Genomic DNA, 15048 nt, shown 5'->3' with positions numbered 1-15048 from the left:
CATCTCCCGTTCCCGGCCGGGCTAGTTCCACCCCGTCGCCGCGAGCAGCCGCTCCTCGAACATCGGGATCATGGTCTGCACGTACGTCTTGGTGAGGTGGTTGTCGTCCTTGTAGACGTACACGTTGCCGACGACGGCGGGGCAGGTGCCGTCGGCGCAGATGAAGTCACTCATGTCCATCAGGCGGAGCCGCGCCACTTTGCCGCGGTAGGCATCCAGTGGTGATGACGCGGCCAGGGACTGCATCAGCGGAACGTTGCAGTCGGCCGCGTCGAGGCCCTTCTTCTGCACGCATTCGGGCATGTTCAAGGTGAACCGCGGGTTGTCGCGGATACCGACGACGTCGATCCCGGCGTCAGTGAACGGTTTGATGCCCTCGAGGTACGCCGGAACTTCCGTTTCGTACGGCGCGTCCTTGTGGGTCAGCGAGGCGACGGTGAAGACGGCGTCGGGCCTGTGCTCCAGGACGTACTCGGCGCTGGCCTTGTTGAAGGCGTTGCAGTCGGCGTCGCGCTGGGGTGATTCCCCGCCGAAGCGGCAGTTGCCCTTGAGCAGGGTAACGACTTCCCAGCCGTGGCTCTTGGCGATGGGGCCCAGCGCCGCCATGTACTGCTGTGCGTGTGAGTCGCCGAGCACCACGATCTTCTTGCTGGCGGAATCGGGCCGGCTGTTTTGCAGACAGCCCTGCAGGAGCGGGTTGCTGGGCACGTTGTTGCCTGTGCAGAGCCCGTCGATGTCGGCCCATTCGTTTTTCATGGCGGCAGGGACCGGAATGATCTTGGCTGCGGGCGTTGTTTTGCCGGCGTTCTCCGGTGCCAGGGCAGCCGCGCCGGGGGTCAACTCCTTGGGCTGGGAGGCCGCCGCGGCCTCATCGGCAATTATGTGGCTTTGCCAGAGCGTGACCGGCGCCGCCAGCAGCGCACCGCAGGCGGCGATGACGACGGCGGTGCGCCAAGTTTGTCGTTGCGGCCAGTGCCATTCGCGCAGCGGCCTTTCCACGAACCGGGTGGTGAGCACAGCCAGCAGCACGGAGACGGCGACAATCGCCAGCCCCTGCCACAGGTCGGGGGCGCTGAGGCCCATTCCGGCCAGCGCCAGCACCAGCAACGGCCAATGCCAGAGGTACAAGGCGTAGGAGTTGTCCCCCAAAGCGACCAGCGGCCGCCACGAGAGGAAGCGGTCGACGCCGAAGCGGCTGCCGCTTTGCCCGGCGACGATAATCGCCGCGGCAGCGAGCGTCGGCCACAGCGCGACATAACCCGGGAAGGACCGGTCCACCGTCAGCAGCAGCCCACAGGAGAGCATCGCTGCCAGGCCCGCCCAGCCCAGCACGACGCGCAGGGCCCTGCCCGGCTTGAGGTGGGGCAAGGCGAGCGCCAGTAAGGAGCCGAGGGCGAACTCCCAGAGCCGGGCCCGGGTGTCGAAGTAGGCGTAGGCCTGGTTGTTGGCGGTCTGGTCGATGGAGTAGGCCAGCGAGGCGGCAAACACCGTCCCGAACGCCAGGGCCAGGAGCAGCCGGAAGTTCAGCCGTTCGTCGACGCCGGTCCAACGGCGGAGTGCGCGGTGCAGCAGGGCGGTTCCGGCGAAAATCAGGGGCCAGAGCAGGAAGACCTGGCCCTGGATGGAAAGCGACCAAAAGTGCTGCAGCGGGCTGGCGCCGGAGTGGTCCTGGGCGTAGTAGTCGACGGCCGTGTCGGCGAGCAGCCAGTTCTGCCGGTACAGCAGGGACGCCCAGGCCTGGTCGAGAATGTCCGGCCAGCGGCTCGCCGGCAGGATGGCCCAGGTGCCGGCCAGCACGCCGAGTACCACGACGACGACGGCGGGCAGCAGGCGCTTGAGCAGGTGCAACCAGTGCTGCAGGAGCCGGAGCGGTTTTCCGCTCTCGACCTTCCGGGCGAAGCTCAGGGTCATCAGGAACGCCGAGATGAGCAGGAAGACGTCCACGCCGCCGGACACGCGGCCGAGCCACACGTGGTAGGTGACGACCATGAGGACGGCCAGGGCGCGCAGGCCCTGCACCTCGGGCCGGTAGCGGGATTTTCGGGTCGCCGGCGAGCCGGCCGCCGCGGACTGCGGACTGGCTGGACCGGGCTCGTTCGACACGTCGTGCTCCCTCGGGCATGCTTCCAAAAACATCAATGTTACTGAACCGTAATTTTCATTGCCAATCCGTGGCCGCTCCGGCGCCACGGCACGGGCCGGCACGGCTAGTCTGTTACGAGTCGAAGGAGGCCACGGTGATCGTTCAGGTGCGGATGTGTGTCCCGGAAGAGCTCTCGCAGGCTGTGATCGAGTCCTGCTCGGGCGAGCCCGGGGTGGCAGAGGTGGCGTTGCACCGGGGCGCCTCGGTGGTGCCGCCGGGTGACGTCATCCTGGTTTTTCTGGCCCGGGAAGCCGTCGAGGCACTGATCGAAAAGCTTCATGCCCTGAACGTCCAGGAGCGCGGATCGATTTCGGTCACCACACCGGAACTGCTGCTGTCCGACCGCGCGGACAAGGCCGTGGCGGAGGCGCCCGGTGAGGGCGCGGACGCCATGATCTGGGATGAGGTGTCACGGCAGACCGGGGAGGACTCCAAGCTGACCTGGAGCTTTCTGGCGTTCCTGGTCCTGGCAACCCAGCTTGCGGCGATCGGGATCGTCACCGATTCCACCATCGCGATCGTCGGGGCCATGGCCGTCGGCCCGGAGTTCGGCCCGCTCGCAGCGCTGGCCGTGGCGGTCGTGCGGCGCCAGTGGCGGCTGGGACGCCGCGCGGCGCTGGCCCTTGGCGTGGGTTTTCCGGTGGCCATGCTGGCGGCGGCCCTGACCGCCTGGCTCTCCGTTCCGCTGGGGCTCTTTCCCACCGACGCACTGGACCGGGGTTCGGCAGTGGAGTTCATCTACCACCCGGGGCCGTACTCCGTAATTGTCGCCCTGCTGGCCGGAACTGCCGGCATGTTGTCCGTCATCAGCCGCCGGTCGACGGCCCTGGTCGGCGTCTTCATCTCGGTGACAACGGTCCCGGCAGCCGGCTATGTGGCGGTCGCCCTGGTGCTGGGTGAGTATCAGAAGGCGGCGGGGTCCGCGCTCCAGCTCTTCCTGAACCTGATCGGGCTCGTAGTCTCGGCGGTTGCAGTGCTGGTGTTCTACCGGATCATCACCAAGCGGCTGCCCCGGGACGCCGCGGTCCGCTTGCGCCGGAAGACGCAGCAGCCCCGCCGCTGAGGGAAGTGGCCGGCTAGTCCCACCCGGTGGCAGCCAGGAGCCGGTCGCGGAACATCGGTGCCAGGCTGGCGGCGTAGGTCCGGCTCAGGTGGTTGTTGTCCAGATACACAAACATGTTCCCGACGGCGCCCGGACAGGCGCCCGGTTCGCAGATCAGGTCGGTCATGTCGATGGTGACGACGCCCGGCGCCGTTTCCTGCAGAGCATCGAAGGGGCTGGTGGCGGCGACCAGACCTTCCCGGCCGGGCCTGCAGTCCGGCGCGTCGGCGCCCTTGGTCACGACGCAGTCCGCCATGTTGAAGCCAAACCGGGGGTTGTCCCGTACGAGAACCACGTCAATGCCCAACTCTGCCCAGGTCTTAAGGCTCGCCTCGAGGCCGGGGATCAGCGTCTCCTCTGCCGAGGAGGGCGCCGCCGCCGTGCCGACCACCACAATGGCGTCCGGCGGGTTCCGTTTGATCTCTGCAGTGACCCGCGCGTTGAAGCGGTCGCAGTCGGCGTTCTCGTGCTGGTCGGTGGTGCTCGGCTTACAACCGCCCAGCAGCATCGCATAAAGTCGCCAGCCCTTGTCCTGGCTGACCGGCATAATGGCGGGCAGCCACTGTTCGGCGTGCGAGTCGCCCCAGACGAGCACGGACCTCTTGCCGGTGCCGTTCTGCGGGATTTCTGCACAGGCCTCACGGAGCACCCGGTCCTGTGGCTCCAGCCCTCCGCTGCAGGGCTGGGGCAGGCCCGCCCAGTCCTTGCCGAGGTTCTCCGGGGCGGGAAGCAGGACGGCGTCAGCGTCCGCCTGGTTGACAAAGTCGGGAAGCAGCGCGCGGGCACCCGGATTGTTTCGAACGGCCTTGGCGAGCACGGCCTGGTTCTCAAAGTAAAGGTTGAGCTGGAGTCCGGCGAGCGGCACGGCTGCGACGGAGAGGGCGGCCGCAATCGCGGTGACGGCGCGGCGCCGCCGGAGCTCCGGCCACTTCCACTGCCGCCAGGGCTTCTCGATGAAACGGGTGGTCAGGTAGGCCAAGGCCAGCGAGACCGCGATAATCACGGCCCCGGTCAGTGGGCCCGCGTGATCGCGGCCGGTTGCAGCCAGGGAGATGACCAGGACCGGCCAGTGCCACAGGTACAGCGCGTAGGACATGTCCCCGAGCCTGACCAGGGGGCCGGTGCTGAGGAAGCGGTCGGCTCCGTACCTGCTGCCGGTCTGGCCGGCGACGATCACGCAGGCTGCAGCCAGGGTGGGCCAAAGGGCGATGCTTCCCGGAAAGGAGGCTTGGACGTCGAGCAGGAAGCCGCAGCTGAGCATCGCCGCCAGGCCCAGCCAGCCAAGCCCGACGCGCCAGGGCTGCGGTATCCGAAGCGCCGGCAGGGCTAACGCCACGAGGGTGCCCAGCGCAAACTCCCACAGCCGCGCGGGGGTATCGAAATACGCCTCGGTCTGGTTGCCATCGGTGAACGCTATTGAACGGGCCAGGGAGACGACAAAGATAAGGGCAAAAATGTAGCCCAGCAGGGGTCGGTATTTCAGCCTGTGGCGCCGGGCGACCAGTGCGGCTCCCACGAAGATGGCCGGCCAGAGAAGGAAGACCTGGCCCTGGATCGAAAGGGACCAGAAATGCTGGAAGGGGCTGGCGAGTCCGTGGTTGGAGGCGTAATAGTCGGTGGCTTGGGCCTGCAAGAGCCAGTTTTCCGAATAGAACAGGGAGGCCCAGCCCTGGCCGATGATGTCCAGCCAGCGGGTCCGGGGCAGGAAGAGGACGCTGGCCGCGATCACTGCGACCACCACGACGACGGCGGCCGGGATGAGGCGCCGGAAGAGGTGCAGCCAGTGTTTGAGCAGTGCCGTCGGGCGGCCGTCGTCGTAGCGGCCGACGAACTGCAAAGTCATGAGGAAGGCCGAGACGAGCAAGAACACGTCCACCCCGCCGGAGACGCGGCCGAACCAGATGTGGTACGTCATGACCATGAGGACGGCCAGCGAGCGGAGGCCCTGGATCTCGGGCCTGAAACCGGGCTTCCTGCCCGGCTTGGGTGGGGCAGCTGCCGGGACCGGCGCCTCAAGCCCTGTTTGCTGCCTCATTTTGTAACCTCTCACCGGGAACGTCACGGAAGACCGCGCACCCCGGAAATCTGCAGCGTCCATCTTAGCCAAGGCCTGTTGCTTCTGACCAATCGCCGCCCTCGTGCGGTTACCGATTCAAGCAGGCCGAGCTGTGCGGTTCCTTTGAACCGGGCACGCCGTCAACCGGCGCAGGGAACGGCGCGCGGCACAGAAAAGGGACGTTCCGGCGGAAGGCCCGAACGTCCCTGATCGACTGTCTTAGTGCTGGTGTCCTGCGTGCTCGTCCTCTTCGGCCGGCTTCTCCACCACGAGGGTCTCGGTGGTGAGGACCAGCGCGGCGATCGAGGCAGCGTTGCGGAGGGCAGCGCGGGTGACCTTGACGGGGTCGATGACGCCGGCGGTGATCAGGTCCTCATAATCGCCGGTCTTGGCGTTGAAGCCCTGGTTGACTTCGGCTTCAGCAACCTTGGCGACGACGACGTAGCCGTCGAAACCCGCGTTCTGGGCGATCCAGCGCAGCGGCTGGGTCAGCGCCCGGCGCACAATGCCCACGGCGGCTGCCGCGTCGCCGTCGAGCGCCTGGACGGCGGGATCCTCGTCGAGCGCCTTGAGGGCGTGGATGAGGGCGGAGCCGCCGCCGGCCACGATGCCCTCTTCAAGGGCAGCGCGGGTGGAGGACACGGCGTCCTCGATGCGGTGCTTCTTTTCCTTCAGCTCCACTTCGGTGGCAGCTCCGACCTTGATCACGCCGATGCCGCCGGCGAGCTTGGCAAGCCGCTCCTGCAGCTTTTCCTTGTCCCAGTCGGAGTCGGTGCGGGTCAGCTCGGCGCGCAGCTGCGCGACCCGGGCTGCTACGTCCTCTGCCGAACCGGCGCCGTCGACGATGGTGGTGTTGTCCTTCGTGACGGTGATGCGGCGGGCGGTGCCCAGCACCTCAAGGCCCACGGTGTCCAGGCTGAGGCCCAGTTCCGGCGAGACGACCTGTGCACCGGTGAGGGTCGCGATGTCCTGCAGCATGGCCTTGCGGCGGTCGCCGAAGCCCGGGGCCTTGACGGCGACGACGTTCAGGGTGCCGCGGATGCGGTTGACGATCAGCGTGGAGAGGGCTTCGCCGTCGACGTCCTCGGCGATGATGAAGAGCGGCTTGGAGCTCTGCAGCGCCTTTTCCAGCAGCGGCAGGAATTCCTGGACCGAGGAGATCTTGCCCTGGTTGATCAGGATCAGGGCGTCTTCGAGCACTGCCTCCTGGCGTTCGGCGTCAGTGACGAAGTACGGGGAGAGGTAGCCCTTGTCGAACTGCATGCCCTCGGTGAGGACCAGTTCGGTCTGCGTCGTGGAGGATTCCTCGATGGTGATCACACCATCCTTGCCGACCTTGCCGAAGGCCTCGGCCAGCAGCTCGCCGACCTCTTCGCTCTGCGCGGAGATGGCGGCGACGTTGGCCACCTGGGTTCCCTCGACCGGGCGGGCGTTTTCCAGCAGGCGGGCGGCAACGGCCTCGACCGAAACCTCGATGCCGCGCTTGATCTGGCCCGGGGCGGCACCGGCAGCAACGTTGCGCAGGCCTTCCTTGACCAGAGCCTGAGCCAGTACGGTGGCGGTGGTAGTGCCGTCGCCGGCGACGTCGTTGGTCTTGGTGGCGACCTCCTTGGCGAGCTGGGCGCCGAGGTTTTCGTACGGGTCGTCCAGTTCGACTTCGCGGGCGATGGTGACACCGTCGTTGGTGATCGTGGGGGCGCCCCACTTCTTGTCCAGCACGACGTTGCGGCCGCGCGGGCCGAGCGTCACCTTGACCGTGTTGGCGAGCTTATCGATGCCGGCTTCGAGCGACCGGCGGGCAGCGTCGTTAAACGCGAGCTGCTTTGCCATGGTTTTGTCCTTTCAAGACAGAACCCCGCGCAGCCGTCCGTTCAGAGCGAAGGAGCGGCGCGCGGGGTCCAAGGGAGTTACTTTACGACGATCGCCAGAACGTCGCGGGCGGACAGTACGAGGTACTCGACACCGCCGGTCTTAACTTCGGTTCCGCCGTACTTGGAGTAGATGACAACGTCGCCCTCAGCGACGTCGACGGGAACGCGGTTGCCGTTGTCGTCAAAGCGGCCGGGGCCTACAGCAACAACTTCGCCTTCCTGCGGCTTCTCCTGGGCGGAGTCCGGGATGACCAGGCCGGAAGCCGTGGTCTGCTCGGCTTCGAGCGGGCGGACAACAATACGATCCTCAAGAGGCTTAATAGAGACCGACAAGGACCTCTCCTTTTCGTCAGCAAATTCGTGGACTTTAAAGCTGTGGTGCCAAGGCGTACAGACCGTCGTCGCGGTGCCGGCCGCAGCCTGGCTGTGAAGCTTCAGGTGTTAGCACCCGCCTAGGGAGAGTGCCAATGACGACTCTATGTAAGGAGTTAGCACTCGGTCAAGGTGAGTGCCAGAAGTTCGCCCCGGGCGGAGGCCGCCGCGCGCGCTCCGGGCCGCTACCGACCGGCGAGGTCTTCGTAATCCCAGTCCTGGCCGTCGTCGTCTTCGTCGATGCGCGGGGAACTGTTCCGGTTGCGGTACAGCAGCAGCCCGCCGGCAAGGGCCGCCACGGCCCCGAGGACCAGGAAAACGATGCCGCCCGCCCGGGCGGCGGCATAGGTCCCGCGGATGGCCCGCGCTTCATCGGTGCTGTCCTGGACGTTCTTGCCGCCCACGGAATACACGGTCGCGTTGAAAGAGTCGAGGAAAAAGATAATGACGAGCAGGGCGATACAGACGACGGCGACAACACTGCCGGCGACGAGCGCGGGCCGGGCGTAACGGGACAGTTGGCGGCGGCCCCGGCTTTCCCCGCCCCCGGACTCCGGGTTTCCTGGCGTGCCGACGTCGTGCGTGTTCCTGTCATCCATGCCGTCCAGCCTAGTGCGCGTGCCGGCCGCTGCCCGCCTGAACTACGCTGGATTGCATGGCTGAGACTACGCAGGACCAGATCGCGCCGCTGCTCAATCCGGAGGGCTGGGAACTGCTGGCATCGCTGGGTCCGTACCGCGAAGAGGAAGCCTTCCGGCTGAACGCCTCGCTGCGGAAGGCGGGCCACTCCCCCGAGCTGGTCTCGGCCGCCCTGACCCAGTCGAGATTGCGGACCAAGGCGGAAGCCAAGTTCGGCGAATTTGCCCGGCAGATGATCTTCACCCGCGCCGGGCTGGAGCAGGCCACCCGGCTCACCGTCGCGGCCAGGCACGCCCAGCGGTTCGCCGCCGCCGGGATCACCCACGTGGCGGACCTGGGCTGCGGCCTGGGCGCCGACGCGATGGCGCTGGCTTCCCTTGACCTCAAAGTCACCGCCGTGGAGCTGGACGAAACCACCGCCGCGTGCGCCACCATGAACCTGATCCCGTTCCGCAACGCCACTGTGGTCCATGCCGACGCCGCCGCCGTGCCCCTCGACGGCATCGACGGCGTCTGGCTCGATCCGGCCCGCCGGACCACCTCGAGCTCCGGCACCAAGCGGCTTTGGGACCCGGAAGATTTCTCCCCGCCGCTGTCCTTCGTAGAGTCCCTGGCCGCGTCCGGCCGCGCCGTCGGCGTGAAGATGGGTCCCGGCATGCCGCACGCGTCGGTGCCGGCGGACTGCGAGGCGCAGTGGGTCTCCGTGGGCGGGGACGTCACCGAGGTGTCGTTGTGGTTCAATGCGGTGCGCCGTCCCGGAATCCGCCGCGCCGCGCTGGTCCTGGGCCCGCAGGGCGCCGCGGAACTCACCAGTGCGGAGGACTTCGACGCCGGCCCGGCGGCCCCGGTGGGTCCGGTGGAGGGCTACCTGTACGAGCCGGACGGGGCCATTATCCGCGCCGGTCTGGTGGCCGACGTTGCGCTCCAACTGGGCGGGCACCTGCTGGACGAGCACATTGCCTACATCTGCGCGCCGGAGCTGGGCGACACCCCGTTCGCCCGGGCGTACCAAGTGCTGGAGGTGATGCCGTTCAACGTCAAGGCACTCAAGGCCTGGGTCAAGGACAACGGCATCGGCGTCCTGGAGATCAAAAAGCGGGGCGTGTCGGTCACGCCGGAAGAACTGCGCAAACAACTCCTCCCCGGCGGAAAGAACGCCAGGGACACGGGCAAAAAGCCGGCCACCCTGGTCCTCACCAGAATCGGCGAGGAGCGGGTGGCCATCTCAGTGCAACCGGTCTAGGACTGCAGCTCTCCGGCGGCCCCGCCGGTCCGCGGCCGGGTTACTGCGCGCGCATGAACTCCTCGGCGGCCCGAACCTGTTCGTCGCTGGGCCGGATGCCGGTATAGAGCACGAACTGCTCAAGGGCCTGGATGGTGGCGACCTCGGCGCCGGTGATCACCGGCTTGCCGGCCGCCCGGGCGGCCTTGATCAGTGGCGTCTCGGCGGGCAGCGCCACAACGTCGAAGACGGCCTTCGCCGCGTCCACCGCTTCCTGCGGGAAAGCCAACACGTCGGCCTCGGGCCCGCCCGCCATCCCGATCGGCGTCACGTTGATGAGCAGGTCCGCCGCACCCTCACTCGAGGCCGGGACCGCCGCGCGCCACGCGAACCCGTAAAGCTCAGCGAGCGCACGGCCGGCCGTCTCGTTCCGGGCGATGATGGTGACGTTCCGGAAACCGGCGTCGCGCAGCGCCGCCGCCGTGGCCTTGGCCATGCCGCCGGCGCCCAGCAGCCACACCGAGTAGTCCGCAGGGATCCTGTTGCGCTGCAGCAACTGCTCGATCGCCGTGTAGTCGGTGTTGTAGGCCGTCAGGGTGCCGCCGTCGTTGACGATGGTGTTGACCGAATCGATGGCTTTTGCCGACGGGTCCATCACATCCACGAGGGCGATGACGTCCTCTTTGTAAGGCATTGACACCGCGCACCCGCGCAGTCCCAGCCCCCGAACCCCGGCGATTGCCTGCGCCAGGTCCGCGGGCGCGAAGGCTTTGTAGATCCAGTTCAGGCCCAGCTGCTCATAGAGATGGTTATGGAACCGCGTCCCGTTGTTGCTCGGCCGGGCCGAGAGCGAGATGCAGAGCGTCATGTCTTTATTCAGGATGGGCACAGCACCATTAAACGCCACCGGGCCCCCTTCAGGGGCAGCCCGTCCCTGGAGCCTGCGTCCCGACGGCGACCGGCAGTTTCCCGGGTGCAGCGGCTGCGCCGGCCAATACGCCGAGTAAGGCGTCGAAGGCCTCCTGGCTCCGGCCGTACAGGGCGATTTTCGCCGGGGCGACGGACTTCTCCAGCGGCCACGGCGCATCGAGCGACACCGCCACGTCGGCGGTGGCGGGGGATCCGCCGTATCCGATGAGCGTGACGAGCGGACCGGCGCCGATGCCGATGCCGGCGCGCCTGGCCGCGGCTGCGAACCGGGCCCGGTCCTGTTCTGAGCCGCCACTGACCCGGACGCTGGCCGGGATGATCGGACGGTTGCAGGGCCCCGCCAGGACGGTGATGGCCTGCTGCGAGACCTGCTCCGACAGGGCCGAGCCGCTGCCGGGGGCCCTGGCCGGTGCCGGCTGGCTGCGGCCCCGCCAGAGCTGCATCGTTGCCACCCGCTGCGCCGCCTCGTTGAGGCGTGCTGCCGGCAGGGTGCCGGTCCGGACCGCGTTCACGATGGCGGCATGGGCGGCGTCGACAGACGCCGGCATGAGCACCAGGTCGGCGCCCGCGGCCAGCGCCAGCGGGGCGGCGGCGTCGTTGGGGTACTGCTGCACGATGGCGCCCATGTTCAGGGCATCGGTCACGGCGACACCTTTGAAGCCCATCCGGCGCAGCTCTGCGTAGGACGCCGGCGAGACGGAGGCGGGCACGCCGGGTTGCAGTGCCTTGACGGCGATATGTCCCGTCATGACCATCGGCAGCCCCGCGTCGATGGCCGCCTGGAACGGTTTTAAGTCCTTGGCGCGCAGTTGTTCCAGGCTCGCCCCCTGAACCGGCAGCCCCTCGTGCGAATTCACTGTTACCGAGCCGTGGCCCGGGAAGTGCTTCGCGGCGGGAACGACCCCGGCGTTAAGCATGCCCTTGGCGAAGGCGGTGCCGACAGCGGCGGCGGTGTCCGCGCTGCCGGAGATGGACCTGGCGCCGATCGTGGGATCGGCGGGACCCATGGTCACATCCGCCGTCGGGCCGAAATCGACGTTGAAGCCGACGCCGGCCAGTTCCGCAGACATGGCCCGGCCCGCATCGGCCGCGAGCGGTCCGTTGCCGGCTGCTCCGTAGCTCATCGGGGCCGGCCACTCGGTCAGCGGGGCTCGAAGCCGGGCAACCGTCCCGCCTTCCTGGTCCACGCCGACCAGGCCGGGCCAGCCGCGGCCGTCGGCGCGTGCGGCCCGCTGCAGGCGGTCGGTTGCCGCCCGCATGGCGGCGGTGTCCACCTGACCGTCGGGAGTTCCGGGGACGTTATCGCCCATGATGATCGAACCGGCCAGATGCAGCCGTTCCACGGTCCTGGCGTGCGCTTCGGCGTCGAGGCCGGTGAAGAACGGCAGCAGCACCTGCCCGGCTTTTTGCTCCAGGGTCATGGCGGCGACAGCCCTGCCCGCGGCATCCGCGTCGCGCTGGTCCGGGCCCCAACCCAACGGGCGGAGCTTGCCGGCGGCGCTGGCCGGCTGCAGCGGCCTCAGGCTCGGGGGCGCGGCTGCGGTGGCTCTTCCCGGGACCGCAGACAACGCTGCCGGGAGGGAGGCGGCCGGGCGGGAGTCCGAAGGCTCTGTAACGGCAGGGGCTGAAACAGCCGGCCCCGAACCCGCCGGACCGGGACCGCCCGCTGCTGAACCGGCCGGGCCGGCGCAACCTGCTGCGCCTGCCGCAAGCCCGATCAGAGTGGCCAAAGTCGCGGGTAAAAGGGTTCTCCTGTGAAAACTCTCACGTACCAGCTGTAACTTGACCACCAGCTCGATGCTACCCCTGCACTACACTTGGAGCACCGTTGCCTTCCCGCCGCACCCGCCTGGCCACCGCAACGGCTGACAACACCGGCCGGCGATAACGCCGCCAAAATATGCGAAGGGACCACATGAAGATTGATTTCGCTTCATCACGGCAATCAACTCTTGGTGTGGAATGGGAACTCGCGCTCGTCGACGCTGAAACCGGTGAGCTGGCCTCCGTGGCCGCCGAGGTGCTCCGCGGCGTGGCCGCCCGCCACCCCGAACTGAACGAAGATGACGAGCATCCCCACATCAAGCAGGAACTGCTGCTGAACACGGTGGAACTGGTCACCGGCATCTGCACCACGGTCGCGGAAGCCAAGACGGACCTCAACAGTTCCCTCGCGGCGCTGCGCGAGGTCACCGACCCGATGGGCGTGGAAGTCTTTTGCGCCGGAAGCCATCCCTTTAGCCCGCCGCAGCTGCAGCCAGTCACTGACAAAGCGCGTTACGCCAAACTCATCGACCGCACCCAGTGGTGGGGGCGTCAGATGGTGATTTACGGCGTCCACGTCCATGTGGGGCTCGACAGCCGGGACAAAGTGCTTCCGGTTCTCGACGGCCTGGTCAACTACTTCCCGCACTTCCAGGCGCTGTCCGCGTCGAGTCCGTTCTGGGGCGGCGAGGACACCGGCTACGCCTCGCAGCGCGCGTTGATGTTCCAGCAGCTGCCGACCGCGGGCCTGCCGTTCCAGTTCTCCAGCTGGGCCGAATACGAGTCCTACGTCCAGGACATGTTCACCACCGGGGTGATCGACGCGATCTCCGAAATCCGCTGGGACATCCGCCCCGTGCCCAACCTCGGCACGATCGAGATGCGCATCTGCGACGGTCTGGCCACGCTGGAGGAGGTCGGCGCGATTGCCGCCCTGACCCAGTGCCTGGTCGATGACTTCTCCACCACGCTGGACAACGGCGGGACCATTCCCACCATGCCGCCCTGGCATGTCCAGGAAAACAAATGGCGTGCTGCCCGCTACGGGCTGGACGCGATCATCATCCTCGACGCCGACGGGAACGAACAGCTCGTCACCGAACACCTGCGCGAGACGCTGAAGCGGCTCGAGCCCGTCGCCGCCCGGCTTGGCTGCAGCGCCGAACTCGCGGACGTCGAAAAAATCATCCAGCGCGGCGCCGGCTGCCAGCGGCAGCGCCGGGTGGCGGCCGAGCACGGCGGTGACCTGCGCGCCGTCGTCCTGGACCTGGTCGACCAGATGCGCACGGGGCCGGAAGCCTAGTCCCCCGGCCGGGCTCCGGCGGTCAGACGCACACGGACGTCAGGCAGAGACGGACGTCACCGGCATCGACGAATCAGGCGCGAAGCCGATCCCGCTGGGGGCAGTTCCGGACATCACCAGCTGGGCACCGAGCGCGGCCACCATGGCGCCGTTGTCCGTACACAGCGAGAGCGGCGGAACAGTCAGCCGGATACCCGCGGAGGTGCAGCGCTGCTCGGTGAGCTGGCGGAGCCGCGAGTTGGCGGCGACTCCCCCGCCCAGCAGCAGTTCGGTGATGCCGTTTTCGCGGCAGGCCAGCACGGCCTTCGAGGTGATCACGTCCACCACCGCCTCCTGGAAGGCCGCGGCGATGTCCGCTACCGGCAATTCTTCACCGCGGCCCTCGAACTGCTCCACGCAGCGTGCGACGGCGGTCTTGAGTCCGCTGAACGACCAGTCGTAGCGGTGCGGGCCGGGTTCCTCCGCGGTGCCCATGTACTTGGGCTGGGTGAGGCCGCGCGGAAACCGGATGGCTTTGGCGTTGCCGGTGCGCGCGAGCTTGTCGATGGCCGGGCCGCCCGGGTAGCCGAGCCCCAGCAGCCGGGCGACCTTGTCGTAGGCCTCGCCGGCGGCGTCATCGATGGTGGAACCAAGCAGTTCGACGTCGTCCGTGATGCTGCGGATCCGCAGGATCTCGGTGTGGCCGCCGGAGACCAGCAGCGCCCCGAGGTTCTCCGGAAGGGCAGCCGGCGCGGCTGCGCCTGCCTCCGGGGTGTCCGGTTCGAGCAGGCCGACACCGACGTGCGCGACCAGGTGGTTGATCGCGTACAGCGGCTTTCCGGTAGCGACGGCGAGCGCCTTGGCTGCACAGACCCCGACCATCAGCGCACCGGCCAGGCCGGGGCCGGACGTGACGGCAATGGCGTCGACGTCGTCCAGGGTGACGTCCGCGGCTGCGAGCGCCTCCCGGAGCGTGGGCACGAAAGCGTCAAGGTGTGCTCGTGAAGCGATTTCGGGAATGACCCCGCCGAAGCGGACGTGCTCCTCCATGGATGAGGAGACGGTGTTGGCCAGCAGCCGGGTGCCGCGGACAATGCCGACGCCGGTTTCGTCGCAGGAGGATTCGATGCCCAGCACCAGCGGCTGGGATTCTTGCCGGTTCATGCTGGGCCTGTTTCGGTAGACGGTGTGGTGTGGCTCGTGTCCGCGGTCTGCAGCTGGAGCCGCATGATCAGCGCGTCGACGCCGTCGCGGTAATAGCGCGGCCGGACGTGGATCTGCTCGAAGCCGAAGCGCCGGTAGAGCTGCTGGGCGCGGGGATTGTCGGCCCGCACTTCCAGCAGCACATCGGCGGCGTGCCGCAACCGGCTTTCCTCGATGAGCTCGGTCAACATGGCTGACCCAATGCCGCGGCCTTCGTGTTCGGGCACGACGGCGATGGTCTGGACGTCCGCGATGGGCTCGATGCACATCAATCCGGCGTAACCGACGATCTCACCGTCGGCCTCGGCGACCAGATACCGCCGGGTATCGGTCTGGGACAGTTCGTCGACGAACATCTGCACGGGCCAGGCGTCCACCGGGAAGAGGCTGGCCTCCAGCGCGTGCACAGCCGGGATGTCAGCCGGCACCATCGACCTCAGGACGGCGCCGGTCCGTTCCGGCTT

12 protein-coding genes are annotated in these 15048 nt (G+C 67.9%); 3 read left to right on the top strand and 9 right to left on the bottom strand.

Going from position 1 to position 15048, the window contains the following annotated elements; genetic code table 11:
* Positions 1–21 precede the first annotated feature (21 nt).
* Positions 22–2103 (bottom strand): acyltransferase family protein, encoded by a 2082-nt coding sequence (locus QFZ61_RS07775; protein ID WP_373427138.1) that lies wholly within the window; start codon positions 2101–2103, stop codon positions 22–24.
* Positions 2104–2237: 134 nt separating this feature from the next.
* On the opposite strand from QFZ61_RS07775, the gene QFZ61_RS07770 reads away from it, so the two are divergent.
* Positions 2238–3206: a DUF389 domain-containing protein gene (locus QFZ61_RS07770; protein WP_307034841.1), complete on the top strand. Its 969-nt coding sequence runs from the start codon at positions 2238–2240 to the stop codon at positions 3204–3206.
* Positions 3207–3219: 13 nt separating this feature from the next.
* On the opposite strand, the gene QFZ61_RS07765 is transcribed toward QFZ61_RS07770, so the two are convergent.
* From QFZ61_RS07765 to QFZ61_RS07750, 4 genes are all read right to left on the bottom strand, one after another.
* The gene (locus tag QFZ61_RS07765; RefSeq protein ID WP_307034839.1) at positions 3220–5280 is read right to left on the bottom strand and encodes an acyltransferase family protein; all 2061 of its coding nucleotides are present in this window, start codon (positions 5278–5280) and stop codon (positions 3220–3222) included.
* A gap of 240 nt (positions 5281–5520) precedes the next feature.
* Positions 5521–7131 carry a chaperonin GroEL gene (gene groL / locus QFZ61_RS07760; protein WP_307034837.1) on the bottom strand — a complete coding sequence of 537 codons (1611 nt, stop codon included), beginning with the start codon at positions 7129–7131 and terminating at the stop codon, positions 5521–5523.
* A gap of 77 nt (positions 7132–7208) precedes the next feature.
* Positions 7209–7505: a co-chaperone GroES gene (gene groES / locus QFZ61_RS07755; RefSeq protein WP_307034835.1), complete on the bottom strand. Its 297-nt coding sequence runs from the start codon at positions 7503–7505 to the stop codon at positions 7209–7211.
* 224 nt (positions 7506–7729) lie between these two features.
* Positions 7730–8143, bottom strand: coding sequence for a hypothetical protein (locus QFZ61_RS07750; protein WP_307034833.1), 414 nt, complete (start codon positions 8141–8143; stop codon positions 7730–7732).
* Between the two features lie 56 nt (positions 8144–8199).
* Between QFZ61_RS07750 and QFZ61_RS07745 the strand changes: the two genes are divergently transcribed.
* Positions 8200–9426 (top strand): class I SAM-dependent methyltransferase, encoded by a 1227-nt coding sequence (locus QFZ61_RS07745; protein ID WP_307034831.1) that lies wholly within the window; start codon positions 8200–8202, stop codon positions 9424–9426.
* A gap of 40 nt (positions 9427–9466) precedes the next feature.
* Here QFZ61_RS07745 and QFZ61_RS07740 read toward each other — a convergent pair whose 3' ends face one another.
* Entirely contained in the window at positions 9467–10294 is an 828-nt protein-coding gene (locus QFZ61_RS07740; RefSeq protein WP_307034829.1) for a shikimate 5-dehydrogenase, read from the bottom strand.
* A gap of 28 nt (positions 10295–10322) precedes the next feature.
* Entirely contained in the window at positions 10323–11813 is a 1491-nt protein-coding gene (locus QFZ61_RS07735; protein WP_307034827.1) for a glycoside hydrolase family 3 protein, read from the bottom strand.
* A gap of 437 nt (positions 11814–12250) precedes the next feature.
* On the opposite strand from QFZ61_RS07735, the gene QFZ61_RS07730 reads away from it, so the two are divergent.
* Positions 12251–13402 carry a glutamate--cysteine ligase gene (locus tag QFZ61_RS07730; RefSeq protein ID WP_307034825.1) on the top strand — a complete coding sequence of 384 codons (1152 nt, stop codon included), beginning with the start codon at positions 12251–12253 and terminating at the stop codon, positions 13400–13402.
* A 39-nt stretch (positions 13403–13441) separates the two neighbouring features.
* On the opposite strand, the gene tsaD is transcribed toward QFZ61_RS07730, so the two are convergent.
* The gene (gene tsaD / locus QFZ61_RS07725; RefSeq protein ID WP_307034823.1) at positions 13442–14545 is read right to left on the bottom strand and encodes a tRNA (adenosine(37)-N6)-threonylcarbamoyltransferase complex transferase subunit TsaD; all 1104 of its coding nucleotides are present in this window, start codon (positions 14543–14545) and stop codon (positions 13442–13444) included.
* Positions 14542–15015, bottom strand: coding sequence for a ribosomal protein S18-alanine N-acetyltransferase (gene rimI, locus QFZ61_RS07720; protein WP_307038057.1), 474 nt, complete (start codon positions 15013–15015; stop codon positions 14542–14544). Before rimI ends, tsaD begins: the two co-directional genes overlap by 4 nt.
* Positions 15016–15048 lie beyond the last annotated feature (33 nt).

Origin of the sequence: Arthrobacter sp. B3I4, from assembly GCF_030816855.1 — a bacterium.
Lineage (GTDB): Bacteria > Actinomycetota > Actinomycetes > Actinomycetales > Micrococcaceae > Arthrobacter.
This window is presented reverse-complemented; position numbering and strand designations above follow the sequence as displayed.